The sequence below is a fragment of the Flavobacterium sp. GL_143 genome (assembly GCF_057834355.1).
The window spans coordinates 908,880-925,897 of the sequence record NZ_CM174401.1 but is presented as its reverse complement, the minus strand read 5'-3'; the positions used below and the strand labels follow the sequence as shown (position 1 = coordinate 925,897).

Annotated in this window: 15 protein-coding genes; 6 read left to right on the top strand and 9 right to left on the bottom strand. The window is 34.3% G+C overall.

Translation table 11 applies throughout. The features are described 5' to 3' along the window. Positions 1–2 precede the first annotated feature (2 nt). Positions 3–440, top strand: coding sequence for a GNAT family N-acetyltransferase (locus AC3IPI_RS03925; protein WP_489157265.1), 438 nt, complete (start codon positions 3–5; stop codon positions 438–440). A 186-nt stretch (positions 441–626) separates the two neighbouring features. On the opposite strand, the gene AC3IPI_RS03920 is transcribed toward AC3IPI_RS03925, so the two are convergent. Continuing rightward, positions 627–1,988, bottom strand: a complete 1,362-nt coding sequence (locus tag AC3IPI_RS03920) for a hydroxymethylglutaryl-CoA synthase family protein (protein WP_489157263.1) — start codon at positions 1,986–1,988, stop codon at positions 627–629. 318 nt (positions 1,989–2,306) lie between these two features. On the opposite strand from AC3IPI_RS03920, the gene AC3IPI_RS03915 reads away from it, so the two are divergent. The 4 genes from AC3IPI_RS03915 to AC3IPI_RS03900 all read left to right on the top strand — a co-directional run bounded on the left by AC3IPI_RS03915 (position 2,307) and on the right by AC3IPI_RS03900 (position 6,207). After that, complete coding sequence (locus tag AC3IPI_RS03915; protein ID WP_489157261.1) at positions 2,307–2,972, top strand: succinate dehydrogenase cytochrome b subunit; 666 nt, start codon at positions 2,307–2,309, stop codon at positions 2,970–2,972. 11 nt (positions 2,973–2,983) lie between these two features. Then, a complete protein-coding gene (locus AC3IPI_RS03910) occupies positions 2,984–4,984 on the top strand; it encodes a fumarate reductase/succinate dehydrogenase flavoprotein subunit (protein ID WP_039118006.1) in 2,001 nt (666 codons plus the stop codon). Positions 4,985–5,004: 20 nt separating this feature from the next. Next, entirely contained in the window at positions 5,005–5,382 is a 378-nt protein-coding gene (locus tag AC3IPI_RS03905) for a four helix bundle protein (RefSeq protein ID WP_039118007.1), read from the top strand. A 78-nt stretch (positions 5,383–5,460) separates the two neighbouring features. Beyond that, positions 5,461–6,207, top strand: coding sequence for a succinate dehydrogenase/fumarate reductase iron-sulfur subunit (locus AC3IPI_RS03900; RefSeq protein ID WP_035617551.1), 747 nt, complete (start codon positions 5,461–5,463; stop codon positions 6,205–6,207). 68 nt (positions 6,208–6,275) lie between these two features. On the opposite strand, the gene AC3IPI_RS03895 is transcribed toward AC3IPI_RS03900, so the two are convergent. After that, a complete protein-coding gene (locus AC3IPI_RS03895) occupies positions 6,276–8,579 on the bottom strand; it encodes a family 20 glycosylhydrolase (protein ID WP_489157258.1) in 2,304 nt (767 codons plus the stop codon). 203 nt (positions 8,580–8,782) lie between these two features. On the opposite strand from AC3IPI_RS03895, the gene AC3IPI_RS03890 reads away from it, so the two are divergent. Next, the gene (locus AC3IPI_RS03890; RefSeq protein ID WP_039113114.1) at positions 8,783–9,556 is read left to right on the top strand and encodes a DeoR/GlpR family DNA-binding transcription regulator; all 774 of its coding nucleotides are present in this window, start codon (positions 8,783–8,785) and stop codon (positions 9,554–9,556) included. On the opposite strand, the gene AC3IPI_RS03885 is transcribed toward AC3IPI_RS03890, so the two are convergent. The 7 genes from AC3IPI_RS03885 to AC3IPI_RS03855 all read right to left on the bottom strand — a co-directional run bounded on the left by AC3IPI_RS03885 (position 9,553) and on the right by AC3IPI_RS03855 (position 17,018). Beyond that, a complete protein-coding gene (locus AC3IPI_RS03885; RefSeq protein ID WP_489157256.1) occupies positions 9,553–10,623 on the bottom strand; it encodes a dipeptidase in 1,071 nt (356 codons plus the stop codon). The genes AC3IPI_RS03890 and AC3IPI_RS03885 overlap by 4 nt on opposite strands. A gap of 17 nt (positions 10,624–10,640) precedes the next feature. Continuing rightward, positions 10,641–11,756, bottom strand: coding sequence for a D-TA family PLP-dependent enzyme (locus AC3IPI_RS03880; RefSeq protein WP_489157254.1), 1,116 nt, complete (start codon positions 11,754–11,756; stop codon positions 10,641–10,643). 4 nt (positions 11,757–11,760) lie between these two features. Next, positions 11,761–12,408: a bifunctional 4-hydroxy-2-oxoglutarate aldolase/2-dehydro-3-deoxy-phosphogluconate aldolase gene (locus AC3IPI_RS03875; protein ID WP_039118011.1), complete on the bottom strand. Its 648-nt coding sequence runs from the start codon at positions 12,406–12,408 to the stop codon at positions 11,761–11,763. A gap of 14 nt (positions 12,409–12,422) precedes the next feature. Beyond that, positions 12,423–13,454, bottom strand: coding sequence for a PfkB family carbohydrate kinase (locus AC3IPI_RS03870; protein ID WP_489157252.1), 1,032 nt, complete (start codon positions 13,452–13,454; stop codon positions 12,423–12,425). 225 nt (positions 13,455–13,679) lie between these two features. Beyond that, positions 13,680–14,147 (bottom strand): RidA family protein, encoded by a 468-nt coding sequence (locus AC3IPI_RS03865; protein WP_489157250.1) that lies wholly within the window; start codon positions 14,145–14,147, stop codon positions 13,680–13,682. A gap of 4 nt (positions 14,148–14,151) precedes the next feature. Further along, positions 14,152–15,471 (bottom strand): GntP family permease, encoded by a 1,320-nt coding sequence (locus AC3IPI_RS03860; protein ID WP_489157248.1) that lies wholly within the window; start codon positions 15,469–15,471, stop codon positions 14,152–14,154. A gap of 17 nt (positions 15,472–15,488) precedes the next feature. Beyond that, positions 15,489–17,018 carry a SusD/RagB family nutrient-binding outer membrane lipoprotein gene (locus AC3IPI_RS03855; RefSeq protein ID WP_489157246.1) on the bottom strand — a complete coding sequence of 510 codons (1,530 nt, stop codon included), beginning with the start codon at positions 17,016–17,018 and terminating at the stop codon, positions 15,489–15,491.

The following is a 17,018-nucleotide window of genomic DNA, read 5'->3' as shown; positions in this document are numbered from 1 at the left end:
TTATGGAGCCAAAAATCAAAATTAGAAAAATTGAAAAAAAAGACCTAGATTTTGTATATAAATCGATATGCGAACTTGAAAATGAAATATTAGATTTTGAAGTATTCAAGAAGATATTCAATGAAAATATTTCAAACCCAAACAATCTGTATTTGCTAGCAGAAAATGAGAATGTAGGTGTAGGTTTTATTAGTTTTCACACACAAAATCTTTTGCATCATTGCGGATTAGTTGGTGAAATTCAGGAATTTTTCATCAATAAAGATTATCGAGGTAAAGGAATTGGGCGACAATTAATACAAAAAATATTGGATTACGCCGATCAAAACAATCTAAAAAGCATCGAAGTTACCACTAATCGTAGAAGAGTAGAAAATGTCTTGATTTATGAAAATCTAGGTTTTGGTTTAACCCATAATAAGTTTACTATTTACAGGTGATAGTTCAAAATGAGGTAGTTGTAAAGTCATTACGAGGAACGAAGTAATCTCCCTTTGTATTTACCACTGGTTGGTTTTGTTAGGGCGGTTGCTTCGTTCCTCGCAATGACAAGATTGCGTATAAATATATCCTTTATCAAAAATTTAAACTTTGACAAAGGTTCTACACATAATTAAATTGGAATTTTAATCAACCCATTTATAATATCTCGCCCCAATTAAGTTTGGGCTTTCTTTCTCGATTCTATCCAGAACCCATTCGTTTTTGGGAGTTCGGATGCTTTGTTTTTGTTCTTTTTTGTGAAGCTTCTCGTAGGTTTCAAAATCAATTTCGGTACTTTTTTCTAAAGTTTCAAAAAGATTAGTTTCGGTAAGAGCAGATTTCCATTCAGGTTGAATTGTTCCTTCAAAAACTTTCGATTTAGATCCACTTCCGTAAGCAAGAAAACCGAATTGAGTTCCTGAAATTTCATTTTTGGTATCATAAAAATGGGCCAAAGTCGATAATAATCCCATGAAAATAGATCCTGTATAAAGGTTACCTATTAAAGAAGAAGCTAATTCAGCAGGTTGTAATTTATCAACAACAAAAGTTTTGTATGCTTCAGATTTGCTTATTTCTTTCAGTTTATTTTGATATTCAGCTGCAGATTCATCTCCCGAAATAATTTTAGTTTCGCTGTCTAAAGCATAAATTTCTGATAACATTCTGCGTCCCTGAAAAGAGTATGGTAAATGCATAATGATACTTTTCCAGGAATTGTAAACAGTTTCTGAAGTGTTTTTTAATTTCTTAAACGAAAAATAAGCATTTCGAGTACGATCCATATAACACTGATTCGAATATTGTCCGTCGAAAACAGGTTGGTCTTTATGGATTTCTATTTCGGCTTCAAGATTGTCAAACCAAGATTCATTGGTTACATTTCCTGTTATAGATTCTTTCGAAATAGTACGGTATGGTTTAAAAAAGTCGAAAACGCCTTTTGTGCTTGTTGCCCAATTATTTTCGAAAGCAATAATTCTAGGGTTTGAAGTTACAAGCATTGCAAGAGCTCCAGCTCCTTGAGTATATTCTCCAGTTGAATTTAAATCGTATTTTGCAAAATCGGTAGTAACTACAATAGCTTTTTTAGTCGGATTTAATTTTACATAATCGATACAGTTTTGCAAAGCGTCAACTCCGCCAATACAAGCAAATGTAAAATCGACAACATCGCATTCGGCTAAAGTATCTTCTCCAAATTTTTGTTCCATCAATGCAATCAGGAATGAGCTAATAGGTTTAGAACTATCAATGGCGCTTTCGGTTCCAACATAAATACGACCAATTTCGCTTAAATCTATCTTATTTTCTTCTATTAATTTGGTTAAAGCATTTGCTCCAAAAACTACAGTATCCTGATAGGTGTCTGGAAGTGTCATTTTAATTAAACCCAGACCTTTTTCTAGTTTTTCGGGTTCTATATTTCTGGCAGTTGCCAATGTTTTTATAGGTAAATGTATTTTGGCTACATCAAATGTAATAGCGTCAATTCCTGTTTTCATTCTGGTTTTTTTGAGGCGATAAAGGTAAAATTAAGCTATCAAACTTCGATTGTTTTAAAAGGATAAAATTTGGTTTCGGGGTACTTTTGAGGAAAACAAATCAAAATGTTGAAAAAAATAGCAATTTGGTAATTATATAAAAAGCAGGATTTTGTTAAAACAACCTTTGTAAAAAATCTATTTTATTGTTTTTAAATAATTTGCAATAAAATCATCCAAAACTCTTTAAACTCATTATAAATAACAACGAAATGGTTGTAGTTCATGACTATTTGAGTTATTTTTGTGTAATTTTTTAAAACAAACTACTTAACACTTATGGCACAATCTGCACTATTGAATGCTTCCATCTTAAAGAAAGTGGCTATGGCTCTTTCGGGAATATTCTTAATCACGTTTTTAGCGCTGCATGTTTCCTTAAATTTCATTTCTATTATTAGTAAAGATGTTTTTAACGAAGCTTCTCACTTTATGGGATACAATCCGCTGATTCAATATGTAATGCAACCAGTTTTGGCAATCGGAGTAATTTTCCATTTTATAATGGGATTTGTATTGACTTTGCAAAACAGCGCTGCAAGACCAATTGCGTATGCAAAATACAATGGAGCTGCTAATGCTTCTTGGAGTTCTAGAAATATGATTATTTCTGGATTGGTTATTTTAGCATTCTTAGGATTGCATTTTTATGATTTTTGGTTTCCTGAAGTTGCCTACAAATACATTGCAGGTACAGCACCAGATGCTACGAGATATTATACGGAGTTAGTTCATAAATTTCATGACCCGATTCGTACAGGGTTATATTGTATTTCATTTGTGTTATTAGGATTTCACCTTTGGCACGGATTCAGTTCTTCTCTTCAATCTATGGGAATGAACAATAAGTACTCAAGATCTTTAAGTAGATTCGGTTATGGATTTGCGGTAGTAGTACCAGCACTTTTCGTTATAATCGCATTATTTCATCATTTCAATAATTAATATAAATTATAATGGCATTAGATTCAAAAATTCCACACGGCCCAATATCGGACAAATGGACAGATTATAAAGATCATATTAATTTAGTAAACCCTGCTAACAAACGTAATTTAGATATTATCATTGTTGGTACAGGTTTGGCTGGAGGTTCAGCTGCGGCTACTTTGGCTGAGCAGGGATATAACGTAAAAGCTTTCTGTTTTCAGGATTCGCCAAGACGTGCGCACTCTATTGCGGCTCAAGGTGGTATCAATGCGGCAAAAAACTATAAAGGTGATGGTGACTCGGTTTACAGATTATTTTATGATACTGTAAAAGGAGGTGACTACCGTGCGCGTGAAGCAAACGTTCACCGTTTGGCCGAAGTTTCGGCTAATATTATTGACCAATGTGTGGCTCAAGGGGTGCCATTGGCAAGAGAGTACGGTGGTCTTTTAGATAACCGTTCTTTTGGAGGAACTTTGGTTTCTCGTACTTTTTATGCACAAGGACAAACAGGACAACAATTATTGTTAGGAGCTTATTCTGCAATGAACCGTCAGATTGGTCGTGGAAAAGTAAAAATGTACAACCGTCACGAAATGTTAGACATTGTTATCGTGAACGGAAAAGCGAGAGGTATTATCGCTCGTAACTTAGTTACTGGAGAAATAGAAAGACATTCTGCACACGCTGTAGTAGTTGGTTCTGGAGGATACGGAAACGTGTTTTTCTTGTCAACAAATGCTATGGGAAGTAATGCAACAGCAGCTTGGAAAATTCATAAAAAAGGAGCGTTTTTTGCAAATCCTTGTTACACACAAATTCACCCAACTTGTATTCCGGTTTCAGGAGATCACCAGTCTAAATTGACTTTGATGTCTGAATCGTTACGTAATGACGGTCGTATTTGGGTTCCTGCAAAACAAGAAGATGCTAAAGCAATCCGTGAAGGAAAGAAAAAAGCAACTGATTTATCTGAAGCTGATAGAGATTATTTCTTAGAAAGAAGATATCCTGCTTTTGGTAACTTAGTACCTCGTGACGTAGCGTCTCGTGCTGCAAAAGAAAGATGTGATGCTGGTTTTGGAGTTAACAAAACTGGAGAAGCTGTTTACTTAGATTTTGCTGCAGCAATTAAACGTTACGGAACTGAAGAAGCTTTTGTAAAAGGTTTAGATGATAAAGATGCTGCTTTAGTGACTAAATTAGGAGCTGAAATCGTGAAGAGTAAATACGGAAACTTATTCCAAATGTATTACAAAATCGTCGATGAGGATCCTTATACAACACCAATGATGATTTACCCAGCGGTTCACTACACAATGGGTGGAACTTGGGTTGATTATAACTTAATGACTACAATTCCTGGATGTTTCTCAATTGGAGAGTCTAACTTCTCTGATCACGGAGCAAACAGACTTGGAGCTTCTGCTTTGATGCAAGGTTTAGCTGATGGATATTTCGTATTGCCTTATACTATTGGAGATTATCTTGCTCCGGATATTAAAATGGGAGAAATTTCTACAGATTTACCAGAATTCGTAGCAGCAGAAAAAGAAGTAAAAGATCAAATCGATAGATTTATCAATAATAAAGGAACTCATTCTGTAGATTATTTCCATAAGAAATTAGGAAAAATCATGTGGGATAAAGTAGGTATGGCTCGTAATGCTAAAGGTTTATCTGAGGCTATTGTTGAGATTGCTGCTTTACGTGAAGAGTTTTATAAGGATGTAAAAGTTCCTGGAAGCGCTAACGAATTTAATCAGGAATTAGAGAAAGCGACACGTGTTGCCGATTTCTTAGAGTTAGGAGAATTGTTCGCAAAAGATGCATTACACCGTAATGAATCTTGTGGAGGTCACTTCCGTGAAGAATACCAAACAGAAGAAGGAGAAGCACTTCGTGATGATGAAAACTTTGCATACGTTGCAGCTTGGGAATACAAAGGAAAACCAAGTGATGCTGTATTACACAAAGAACCTCTAGTTTACGAAAACATTAAATTAGTTCAAAGAAGCTACAAGTAACAAGTTAAGAGTTAAAGGTTATGAGTTCATTAAAGTCGTTCGAAGATTTGGAATGCTGGAAAGCAGCAAGAGAATTGAGGATATTTGTGTCTCAAAATATAATTCCGAAATTTTCAATCGAAGAAAAATATGCCTTAACAAGTCAACTTAGACGTTCTTCAAGATCTGTTAGTGATAATATTGCCGAAGGGTATGGAAGATATCATTATCAGGAAAATATTCAATTTTGTAGAATTGCCAGAGGTTCTTTAACAGAATCATTAAATCAGGTAATAACAGCAATGGATGAAAATTATATTGAAGAAGATTTGTTGCAACAATTTAGAGAAAGGTTTGAAAGAACCAAAGCAATATTAAATGGATATATAAATTATTTAGCTAAGACAAAAATGATGTAGCGAAAGAAAATGAAATCGTAAGATTTTATTTTCTTACTTCTAACGTTTAACTCTTAACTTATAACCCATAACAGAATTATGAAACTTACATTAAAAATATGGCGTCAGAAAAACGCCCAAGATAAAGGAGGAATCGTTGATTACCCAATCGACGGAATCGAACCAGATATGTCTTTCCTTGAAATGCTTGATGTTCTTAACGAACAATTAATCAACAAAGGAGAAGAGCCAGTAGCATTTGATCACGATTGTCGTGAAGGAATCTGCGGTATGTGTTCATTATTCATCAATGGAGAAGCACACGGACCAGACAGAGGAGTAACTACTTGTCAGTTACACATGCGTATGTTTAAAGATGGTGATACGATTTTTATCGAGCCATTTAGAGCAAAAGCTTTCCCAGTAATTAAAGATTTAGTTGTTGATAGAAGTTCTTTTGACAGAATTCAACATGCTGGAGGTTTTATCTCGGTAAATACTTCAGGAAATACAATTGATGCAAATACAATTCCGATAAACAAACACGATGCAGATAAATCATTCGATGCTGCTGCTTGTATTGGTTGTGGAGCTTGTGTTGCAACTTGTAAAAACTCATCAGCAATGTTGTTTGTTGCTGCAAAAGTATCTCAATATGCTTTATTACCCCAAGGTAAGATTGAAGCTGTTGATCGTGTATTAAACATGGTACACCAAATGGATCACGAAGGTTTTGGTAACTGTACTAACACTGGAGCTTGTGAAGTAGAATGTCCTAAAGGAATTTCTCTTGAAAATATTGCACGTATGAACCGTGAGTATTTATCTGCAAGCTTGAAAGGATAAAAATAAAATGCAATTTAGTTTTTATAAAAAACGCATTCGCCACGGCGAATGCGTTTTTTTGTTTTTGCCTATTCATAATACAATTGCGAAGCACTTATTTCTTGTTTTTCTTTCCCTTCTTGTCGGATAAAGCATTGTAGTGTAGAACTTCCTGCAGCATCAAAATAACTGATGTTTATCTTATGGAATCCTTTTTCGAGTTTTGCTGCTCCAAAAGCTTCATTAATCCAATGTCTTCCGTCGTTATCAACAATAAGCTGGTTGTCTATAAATAATTTTGCACCATCGTCTACAATAGTCGAGAACTCATATTGTGCAGTTTCAGGAATATAGATATAACCTTCAAATTTTAACCCCATGTATAGGTTCTCTTTTGATTTGTATCTTTTCATTTCAATTACTCCTTCATGAATGCCTGATTTAGCAAATTTTATAGTGTCTAGTTCCAGTGTTTGTTGAACGAGTTTATTTGTATAGGAATATTTTAAACCATTTTTGGTTGGCTTAATAGCCAAAGCAGGTTGGGTTTCGGAATTTTTAACTGAAATTGTGGTAATGGAACTTCTTCTTCCGCTTGGACTTATTTGTACTACTTTGATGTTTCTAAATTCTCCTTTTGGGATATAAACCGTAACTGGTTTTGTGTAATTACTGGCTGTTTCATCTGGATTATAACCATCGATGGTATAAAAAATTTGTCCATTTTTAATTGTTGGTTGCATTTCTAGAATGAATTTTGACGCTATAACAGTGGTGTCCTGAATTCCAAATGGAGTAGGGACTTTATATAATCGTTTTTCGGATTCCAATTTTTCTATATGATGTGGGAACCTTTTTAGCATTAAATTTGAATAATTTTTATTCTTTGTCTCTGTCCAGGCTATTTCTGCAAATGGAAATAATCTTGGATAAAGCATATAATTTAGTTTTGCAGGACTAATTACATATTCCGACCAAATATTAGCCTGAACTCCATGAATGTATTTTTGTTGTTCTATGGTTAGGCTATCTACGGGAGTTGGGTTGTAGTTGTATACTTCATGAACTGTGGTTAATCGACCAACAGATAATGGTTCTTGTAAAGAATAGCCCTGATTATGGTCGAAATAAATATAATCTTCCGGAGTCATAACGACTTTATGTTTGTCTCTAGCTGCTGCAATTCCGCCAGATTCGCCACGCCATGACATAACTGCTGCATTAGGAGCAAGGCCACCTTCTAGAATTTCATCCCATCCAAAAATTTGTCTTCCGTTTGCGTTTAGAAATTTTTCCATGCGTTTAATAAAATAACTTTGTAGTTCATGTTCATTTTTTAAACCAAGGTCTTTTATTCTCTTTTGACAATTCGGACATTTTTCCCATCGTGATTTTGGACATTCGTCTCCGCCAATATGTATGTAGTTACTTGGAAAAAGTACCATCACTTCTTTTAAAACATCTTCTAAAAAAACAAAAGTTTCTTCTTTGCCTGCGCAAAATACATCTTCGAACACACCCCAGGATTCAATTACTTTTAAGTCTGTAGATGGGAAACAGGCTAAGTTTGGGTAAGCAGCTACGGCAGCAGAGGCATGTCCTGGCATTTCTATTTCGGGAATAACGTTTACAAAATGCTCTTCGGCAAATTTTACAACTTCTTTGATTTCTTCCTGTGTGTAATAACCTCCGTAGGGAGTATTGTCAAAAAATCTTGGGAATCGTTCGAATTTATTCCCAACGAGTGTTTGTGCTCTTTTGGATCCGATTTCGGTAAGCTTAGGATATTTTTTTATTTCGATTCTCCAGCCTTGATCATCAGTTAAATGCCAATGAAAATTATTTAGTTTGTAATAAGACATTTGGGCAATGAAATCTTTAATAACATCTGCCGAAAAAAAGTGACGACATACATCGAGATGTAATCCTCTATACGGATATCTAGGCTCATCGATAATTTCAATACATGGTAGTTTGATCTGAGAACTTACTGTTAAGTTATTTGGCAAAAGCTGAAGTAAACTTTGTACTGCGTAAAATAGCCCTTGCTCTTGACCTGTAACAAAAATACCTTTTTGAGTAATATTTATTTTGTAAGCTTCCTTATCTCCTTTTGCGGAAGCGGATTCGGTTGTAAATTGAACCAAAATATCAGCTTTCTTTTTAGAAGAGTTTTTGTTTATAACAGATTCAAAAATTTGAGCTGTTTTGAGTTCTTTGGGAGTGTATTTATTGTTTTTAAAAACAATTTTTATTTGTCCTTTTATAGCGATACTATCACCTGTTGCCTTATAAAAATTAGGTGCAGGAATTATAGTTGTATTGTTTGAAGTTTCTTGGGCATTCCCTAATGAATAGCACAATGTTAAAATAAATAGGAGGATTTTTTTCATGTTAGGGTTTTTGGTTGGTTAAAAACAAATTTAAAGTTTATAGTGATTTAAATTAGTTGTTTTGCAAAAAAATTGCACTGCGTGTTTTTGTGTTTAATGTATTGTAAATGATGTTTTTTGTGTTGTTTTTGTGTTAGTTTTTTATTTCTTCCAGCAATATTATTGCATTATTTGTTTACTTTTGTTATAATAAATGGAAACGCATGAATGATAACGAATTGGTAAATTACACCAAGGAAGAAAGAAAAGCTCATATTTTAAAAGAGATTAACTTACATACCCGAGTGAGTTTCGACACACTTTCTAATCAATTGTTTGTTTCTGAGGATACAATTCGAAGAGATATAAATGAACTTGAATCAGAGTCTTTACTGATTAAGGTGAAAGGTGGTGCTATGACAAAAGCATATCATCATTCTTCGGTAACAAAAACTTACGCAGGTGAATCTAAACAAATAATTGCAAAAAAAACTGTTGGATTGCTTCACGACGGAATGGTTTTGTTAATTGGTGGAGGAACTACAATTAGAGAGTTTATTCGATTAATTCCTAATGATTTAAATCTTACCATTTTTACCGTAACTGTTTTATCTGCAGTTGAACTTTTGGATAAACCTAATGTGAAAGTTATAATGATTGGTGGGAGTATTTCGCCTTATAGTCAAATGTGTGTGAGCGGAGATGTGTATCATCAGTTATCAAGTATTAAGGTTGATTTATTAATTTTAGGAACAAATGCATTAGATATTAAAGGAGGTTTTTCAGACTCTGATTGGGAAACTGTTCAGGTAAAAAAAGCAATGATTCAGGCTTCTCAAAAAACGGCTATACTTACAATATCCGAAAAATTGGATACGGTTTTAAAGATGAAAATTGCCAGCTTATCCGAAGTAGATTTTGTAATAACTGAGGTTGATCCTAATCATGAAAAACTTCAATCGTATAAGCAGGCTGTTCCAAATTTGACTTTTATTTAATCCCAATTTTTTATTAGGAAGTTTATCCAGTTTTGATGGAAGATATTTTTTAAATCTTCTTCTGAATATCCATGGCTTCTAAAGATGAAGACTAATTTTTGTAAATCGGCTATAGTGTTTAAATCATATGGTGTTTGTTCTGTACCAAATGCGCCATCTAAATCTGAGCCTACACCAATGTGATTTGCATTTCCTGCCAATTGGCATATGTGGTCCATATGTTTAAAAACGGTTTCGAGATTACATTGCATTCCTAATGGAGTAGAAACACCTCGTTCCCAGTTTGGTACCAACATCCACGCATCTAATGCGCCACCTATAACTGCTCCTCTGGAAATGAGTTCTTTGATTTGATCATCACTATATTGTCTGTTATGATTTACTAAGCTTCGGCAATTATTGTGGCTTGCCCAAACTGGACCGTTATAGTTTTCTAGCGCTTGCCAAAAAGCATCGTCACATAAATGTGTTGCATCCAGAATAATATTTAAACGTTCCATTTCTTTAAGCAATTCGATTCCGTTTGCGCCCATTTTTCCTGTAGAATCGGTTCCGTTAGCATAACGACCTGGGCCATAATGTGCAGGACCAATAGCTCTTAGTCCGTAATTGTGCGCTTTTTCTACGTATGAAACATCAATAAGGGAATCTGCACCTTCGAGACTTAAAATATAGCCAATAGGTTTTTTGTCGTTTGGAGTGCCATCATTCCATAATTCAATTTGTTTTAGTAATGATTTCTTGTCGGTAATTGCAGTCATTTCGCCTTCCTCTTCCATGCATTTGTACCAAGAGACTTGTGCTTGTGTTTGCGCCCAAGCTTGTTGTGGCGAATTCCAACCAGGAATTTTACTATCGGGTTTAACAAATCGCGCTATTTGAGTTGCTACTACAATCCCGATGTTTCCTTTTCTTAAATCGGGAAATGATACGGTAGCTTTTTCTCTATCTGGTTTGTCATTCATTCCTTTTTCTAAATGACGCAATGTAGATACATCATTTCTTAAATCTCTATTCCATTCCATAGCATTCATGCTTAGGTCTAGATGTGCATCAAATATGAACATAGTGTTGTATTTTATTTTTAAATACTTATTTTTTTATTACGGGCAAGAACAGTCCATTGATTATAAATATCTTGCTGAGAGTTTACTACTTGAACTGTTTCGTATAAAGCACAAGTAGGACAAATATGGTAGGGGATTGCATAAATGGTATCGCCTAGTTTGTATTGTTTGTTTCCTTTATTTTCGAGAACTAAATGTTCTTCGGAATGCGATATAGGAATTAACTTATCGTCATTTAAAATTGTCAAACGTTTATCTATTGGGTTTTCTGAAGCTACAGATTTATATCCGATATCGATACATAAAGTATTTTCTGTGGGTTTAGAAATAATTGTTCCCACTAAAACCGCTGCGGGTTTAAAACTCTGTTCAGGTAAATTAGTCTGATAATTAATATCCCAAAATACAAATGTACCTGGGCTAGATTCTACATTTTCCTGAGTGGCATAAAACGGAAATGTATTAGAGCCACCAGCAACAATTTTTAGTTTGTAATTGAGTTTTTGCTCAAGTGTAGAAAGTTTATCTGTTATCTGGGTAAATGAATCTGATGCTTCTTTTGTTCGTTGCTCGATAGTGCCTTTTAAATGGCCATCATAAATATGTAATCCTAAGAAATTGATATTTGGTAATTGGATTATAGCACTGGCTAAATCACTCCAATTGCTTTTAAAATTTACTCCGGTTCTATCCATTCCAGCATTTATATCAAGGTAGATGTTTAGCTTTAAATTGTAGCTTTTGCCTAACTCGGACAATTCGTTTGCTGTGTCGATATTATCAACAATAGTCGAAAAATTAAGGCGAGGATATTTATGTAGTAAGGTAATCCAGCGTTTTTGTTTTAATCCTGTGGGTTGGTAGGCTAATAATATATCAGGAACATTATGAATGGCACATAATTCGGCCTCGGCAATAGTGGCACATTTTACTTTGTTTATTTGATATTTTTTAAACAAATCGAGAATTACTCCAAGTTTATGCGTTTTTATATGTGGTCTTAATTTTTGAGTATTACCATTTACAGATTCAATTAAGTGCTCGATATTGTATCGAATACGGTCGATATAAAGCGCTAAAAAAGGAGTGTCAATACGCGTTTCTGGATTTATTTCCCACCAATTATTTTCCATGTCTTTATTTTCTGGTTTTATCAACAATAGCAATTAAATTTTTAAAAGCTTCAAATGATTTATTATAATCTAATTGAGATAGCATTTCTTTGGAGAACAAATGAGAACCAATCCCTACACAAACAACTCCTACTTTAAACCAGGATTTTAAATTGCTTTCTTCTAATGTTACTCCGCCAGTAGGCATCAGTTTTAAATTTGGAAATGGTGCTTTTATAGCTTTTACATAATCAGGACCTCCTATTTTATCTGCAGGAAAAAGCTTAACTATTTCGGCTCCTAATTTATTAGCATGAAGAACTTCGTTTAATGTAGCTGCTCCCGGAATCCAATAAAGGTTATTTTTTAAACAATAATTTCCTATTTCTAAATCTGTATGTGGGCATATAATGCAATCTGCACCAAGTTTATGGTACGTTTCGGCATCATTTAAGGTCAGGACAGATCCAACAGCTAATTTTATATCTAGGTTATTTGTGTTTCTAAAATTTACCATTTGAGCAAAAACTTCTTTTGCGTCATCAGCACGTGCAGCAAATTCAATGATTTTAATTCCTGAATCTGAAGCAGATTTTAGTATAATCTCGGCAGTTTTAATGCTGATTTGCGTGACTAAAGGAAGTACTCTTTGTGCTTTTAAAATATTATACATTTTGTAATTATGTTTTATCTATTAATTCTATTACTTGAGCCGTATTTGATGAAATGGTTTATTTCTTCGGATGTGGTTATTGCAAAGTCTCCTACTACGCTTTGTTTTATAACGCCACATGCCGTTGCCCAATCTATACATTCTTGTCCTGATAGATTGTTTTTAAGGCTGTAAAGTAATCCTGTGGTAAAGGCGTCTCCTGATCCAATCTGGTCGGTAACTAAATGTATTAGATATTGTTTTGATTCGTAAAATTTACCTTCGTGAAATAACATGCCTGAATACAAGTGGGTTTGACCTTCTGATTTTCTGAAGCTCATAGCTAATGTTTTTAGGTAAGGCATTTTTTCTTTTAGCAATTCGTATGTTTTTAGAAACCGATTAGAATCGGAATCATTTTTGTCTGTTTTAATACCAAAATATATTTCTGTCGAATCTAAATCGGCTACAGTAATTGTGCTGTAATAAAGAAGGTCGGGCATAATTTCGGAAGGACTTTTCCCATATTGCCATAGTTTTGTACGAAAGTTAAAGTCAGAGGATATTGTTAAGCCTTTATTATGAGCGGCTAATATTGCTTTCTTGCAAACTAAACCAGCCTCATTAGAAACTCCTGGGCTGATTCCAGACCAATGAAAATGGGTTGTATTTTCTAAAACTTTATCCCAATTTATTTCATCTTCGGCAATAGTTGCAAAAGCCGAATTATTACGGTCATAGATTACCTGCGATTGTCTTATCTGATTACCTGATTCGATAAAATATAAGCCAATTCTATCTCCTCCATAAATACAATCTGTGGTATTTACATTGTACTTATGGAGTTCATTTAATGCAAGCTGAGATAGGTCGTTGTTAGGTAAACGAGTTATGTAATTGGTATTTATGCCTAATTGTGAAAGTAGTACACAAACATTTGCTTCGGCTCCTCCTATATGAACCTGCATTTCTTTGGCTTGCGTAAATCGATTGCCATTGGCTATGCCCATTCGTAATAGAAGTTCTCCAAATGTTGCAATTTTTGTTTGTGAGGTATTTGTATTCATAGTTATTATTTTTTTTGCCACTCCCGATAGCTATCGGGATTCACAGACCAAACACTTAATATTTTTTTACCATTAAGATATTAAGCTTGACTTCTTAATGAAAATTAGTAGGTTAAGAAAAATTAAGCTTAGATTCTTAATGAAACTTAATTTCTTAATGGTTTAATTAAAAAAATCAATGTTAATCATTGAATCCCGATAGCTATCGGGAGTGACATAGCTTTTTTAATATAATTCGAAAATCGCTTCTACCTCAACAGGAATATTATCGGGTAAAGAACCCATTCCTACGGCACTTCTTACTCCGATTCCGTTTTCTTGTCCCCATACCTCAGCAAATAATTCGCTACATCCATTAATAACATAAGGATGACGTAAAAAATCAGAGGTACAATTTACCATTCCGAGTACTTTAATTACTCTTTTTACTGCGTTTAGGCTTTCAAAATTGGTAACAATTGTAGATAACATTGTTAATCCTACTTGTCTAGCTGCTAGTTTACCTTCTTCAATATCCATGTCTCCTCCAATTCTTCCTATGATTAAAGATTTGTCGTCTTTAACAGGACCATGACCAGATAAATATAAATATTTGCCATCGATTAAGAATGGTTTGTATATGCCTAAAGGTTTAGGAGCTGGGGGTAATGTTAGGCCAAGTGATTCAAATTTTTCTTGTGGTAATAAGCTCATAATATTAGTGTATAAAAATGTTTAATATAAAAATAAAAATAATTCCAAGGACGGATACTAATGACTCCATCACTGTCCAGGATTTAATGGTGTCTTTCATGCTGGTGCCAAAGTATTCTTTGAACATCCAGAATCCTGGATCGTTTACATGAGAGCACATCAGGCTACCTGCGCCTATAGAAAGAACCAATAAGTTGGGGTCTAATGATTTTAATTGTAATAAAGGTACTAAAACTCCGGCAGTCATTAAGCCTGCAGCAGTGGCCGATCCAACACAAATTCGTATTAATGCAGCTATTAACCAGGCAAGTAAATAAGGATGAATGTCTATTTGTATTAAAGATTCGACAATGGTTTGGCTTACGCCGCTTACCATCATTACTTCTTTTAAACTTCCGGCTCCACCAATAATAAGTACTATTAATGCAACGTCTTTTATCGCAACTGCATATTCGTCCATAATGGTTTTCATGTTTTTACCTGTACGAAAGCCTAATGTGTAGGTGCAAATGATTAATGAAATTAACATGATAATACTAGGTTCGCCTATAGTTTTGCATATTAGTTCTACTTGTTCGTTTTTCCAGACTAATGGTAATAAGGAAGTAATCGTTAAACCAAATACTGGAAATAATGAAGAAGCTATACTTGTAAAAAAACTAGGTTTTGTAGCTTGGTTTGTAGGTTCTTCGGTTGGAACAATAGTGTTTTTATCATTAGATTTAATATTCTTAAGTGTGTTAGAGAACAATAAACCTGCAATAAGAATAGTTGGTATAGAAACAATAATACCATAGGTTAAAACCAAGCCGATGTCGGCACTTAAGGTATTGCTTAAAGCCATTGGTGATGGATGGGGAGGTAAAAAACCATGTGCAACCGAAAGTGATGCAAGCATAGGAATACCTATATATACCTTGGGTAGCTTAAACTGATTGGCTACAGAAAATATTAAGGGAACCAAAAGTATAAAGCCTACACTATAAAATAAAGGGATTCCAACAATAAATCCTGTAATCATTAAGCCTAATCGTACGTATTTTTCGCCTGTCCATTCCATAACTGTCTTTGCAATTACAGATGCGGCTCCAGAAGAAACGGTAAGTTTACCAATGCAGGTACCAAATATGATAATTAGGGCAATTGAGCCCAGCATATCGCCCAAACCTTTTTGAACGGTTTGTGTTAACGTTATTATTGGCAAACCTAATAATAGGCCTGCCAATAATGATGTTATGATAAAGGCAATAAATGGGTTGATTTTAAACCAAGTTATTTGTAGCACTAAAAAAATAATGCATGCCGAAAGAATTATAATACTCATTTAATTTACTTATATTATTATTTATCCCACCACATTCTTGTTGTAAACGCATCGCTGCCCTGACGCTTAACTGCTTCTGCTAAGTTAGCAGAATTAACAGAATATTCGGCAGTTGGATATTTAAAACGTCTTGGTATTGTGCCGTTTGTCACGTTTCCAGGAAAATTTACAGGGGTTAATATTGGGTAGCCAGTTCTTCTCCAGTTTGCATAAACCTCTTGTTCATCTACAAATAAAGCAATCCAGAATTGAGTGTGTATCTGATTCATTTTTTGATCAAATGTGCCTCCAGCCAAATATGGATTTGCAGTTAAATATGGGGTTGCATCAGTTATGGCGTAAGATGGTCCATAAATCACAGCATTTAGGAAAGAGGCTTTTACCGCTTTTTCGTATAAACTTTGGTCAGATTCTCCTACATACCATCCTCTAAGAGCGGCTTCAGCCAGATATAAATTAGTTTCGGCATTGCTAATTATAATAAGAGGAGAGTCAACTTTAAGAACGGTACTTTGGTTTGGTTCAGAATAAGTAGCCTGCTCAATTGGAGTTGGTGCTATTTTAGTTCCGTTTGGAAAACCTTTTTGCACGGCAGGACTTGTGTTTTGTACCGTACCTTGCCAAACACCTGCGTATATACTAATTCTTGGATCGTTAGTAGTTTTTAGTACATCAATAAAAGTTTTACTAAGTTTTCCGCCTTCATTGTTTTTTTGTCCGAAAGATGATTTTGCAAAATCAAGATTTATTGGATCTAGAGCAGAAGGGTTGCGGTTTATATCGTTTGGCCCGTCTTTATATTCCATTATGGCATTATCGGCAGCATTAAGGATTACCCCACCTGTAATTGCCTTATTTACCCAAGTTTTAGAAAGCGCAGGGTCAACTTTAGATAATCTCATTCCTAATCGAAGCATTAATGAATATGAAAATTTCTTCCATTTATTAATATCACCATCGTATATTAAATCAGCCTCACCAAAACTAGGTTTGGATGTGGTTAATGCTGATGCTGCTTCATCTAATTCTTTCAGTAAATCTTTATATATAAATTCCTGACTATCATATTTAGGTAAAAAAAGCAGATCAGAATTTGCTTTTGCAGCTTGAGAGTATGGAACGTCTCCATATAAATCTGTAACACGGTGAAATAGGTAAGCTCTCCAAATTCTGGCAATATTATACCTGTTGATATTTTCTGGATTATCCTTTAGTGTGTTTATTACAATAGTTACTTCGTTTATTGCATTTGGATATATTCGTGCAAAAAAGGCAGAGTAATATACTTCGTTGTCAAGGTATTTGTCTCCTGCTCCTGATGCTTCTTTGTAAGTGGAATAATGTTGCATCATTTGACCACATTCAATAATTGAGGTGAAAAAATAATTATTGTTTAATCCGTCAAGCTGAGATCTGCTAAAAATGAAATTTGGAGTAGGTTTATCTACTGCGTTTGGATTTGTATTAGTTTCCTCAAAATCTTTAGTACAAGCTGATATGCTTAATAAAAGGATGCCTGCTATATATAGAGTTGTTATCTTTTTCAT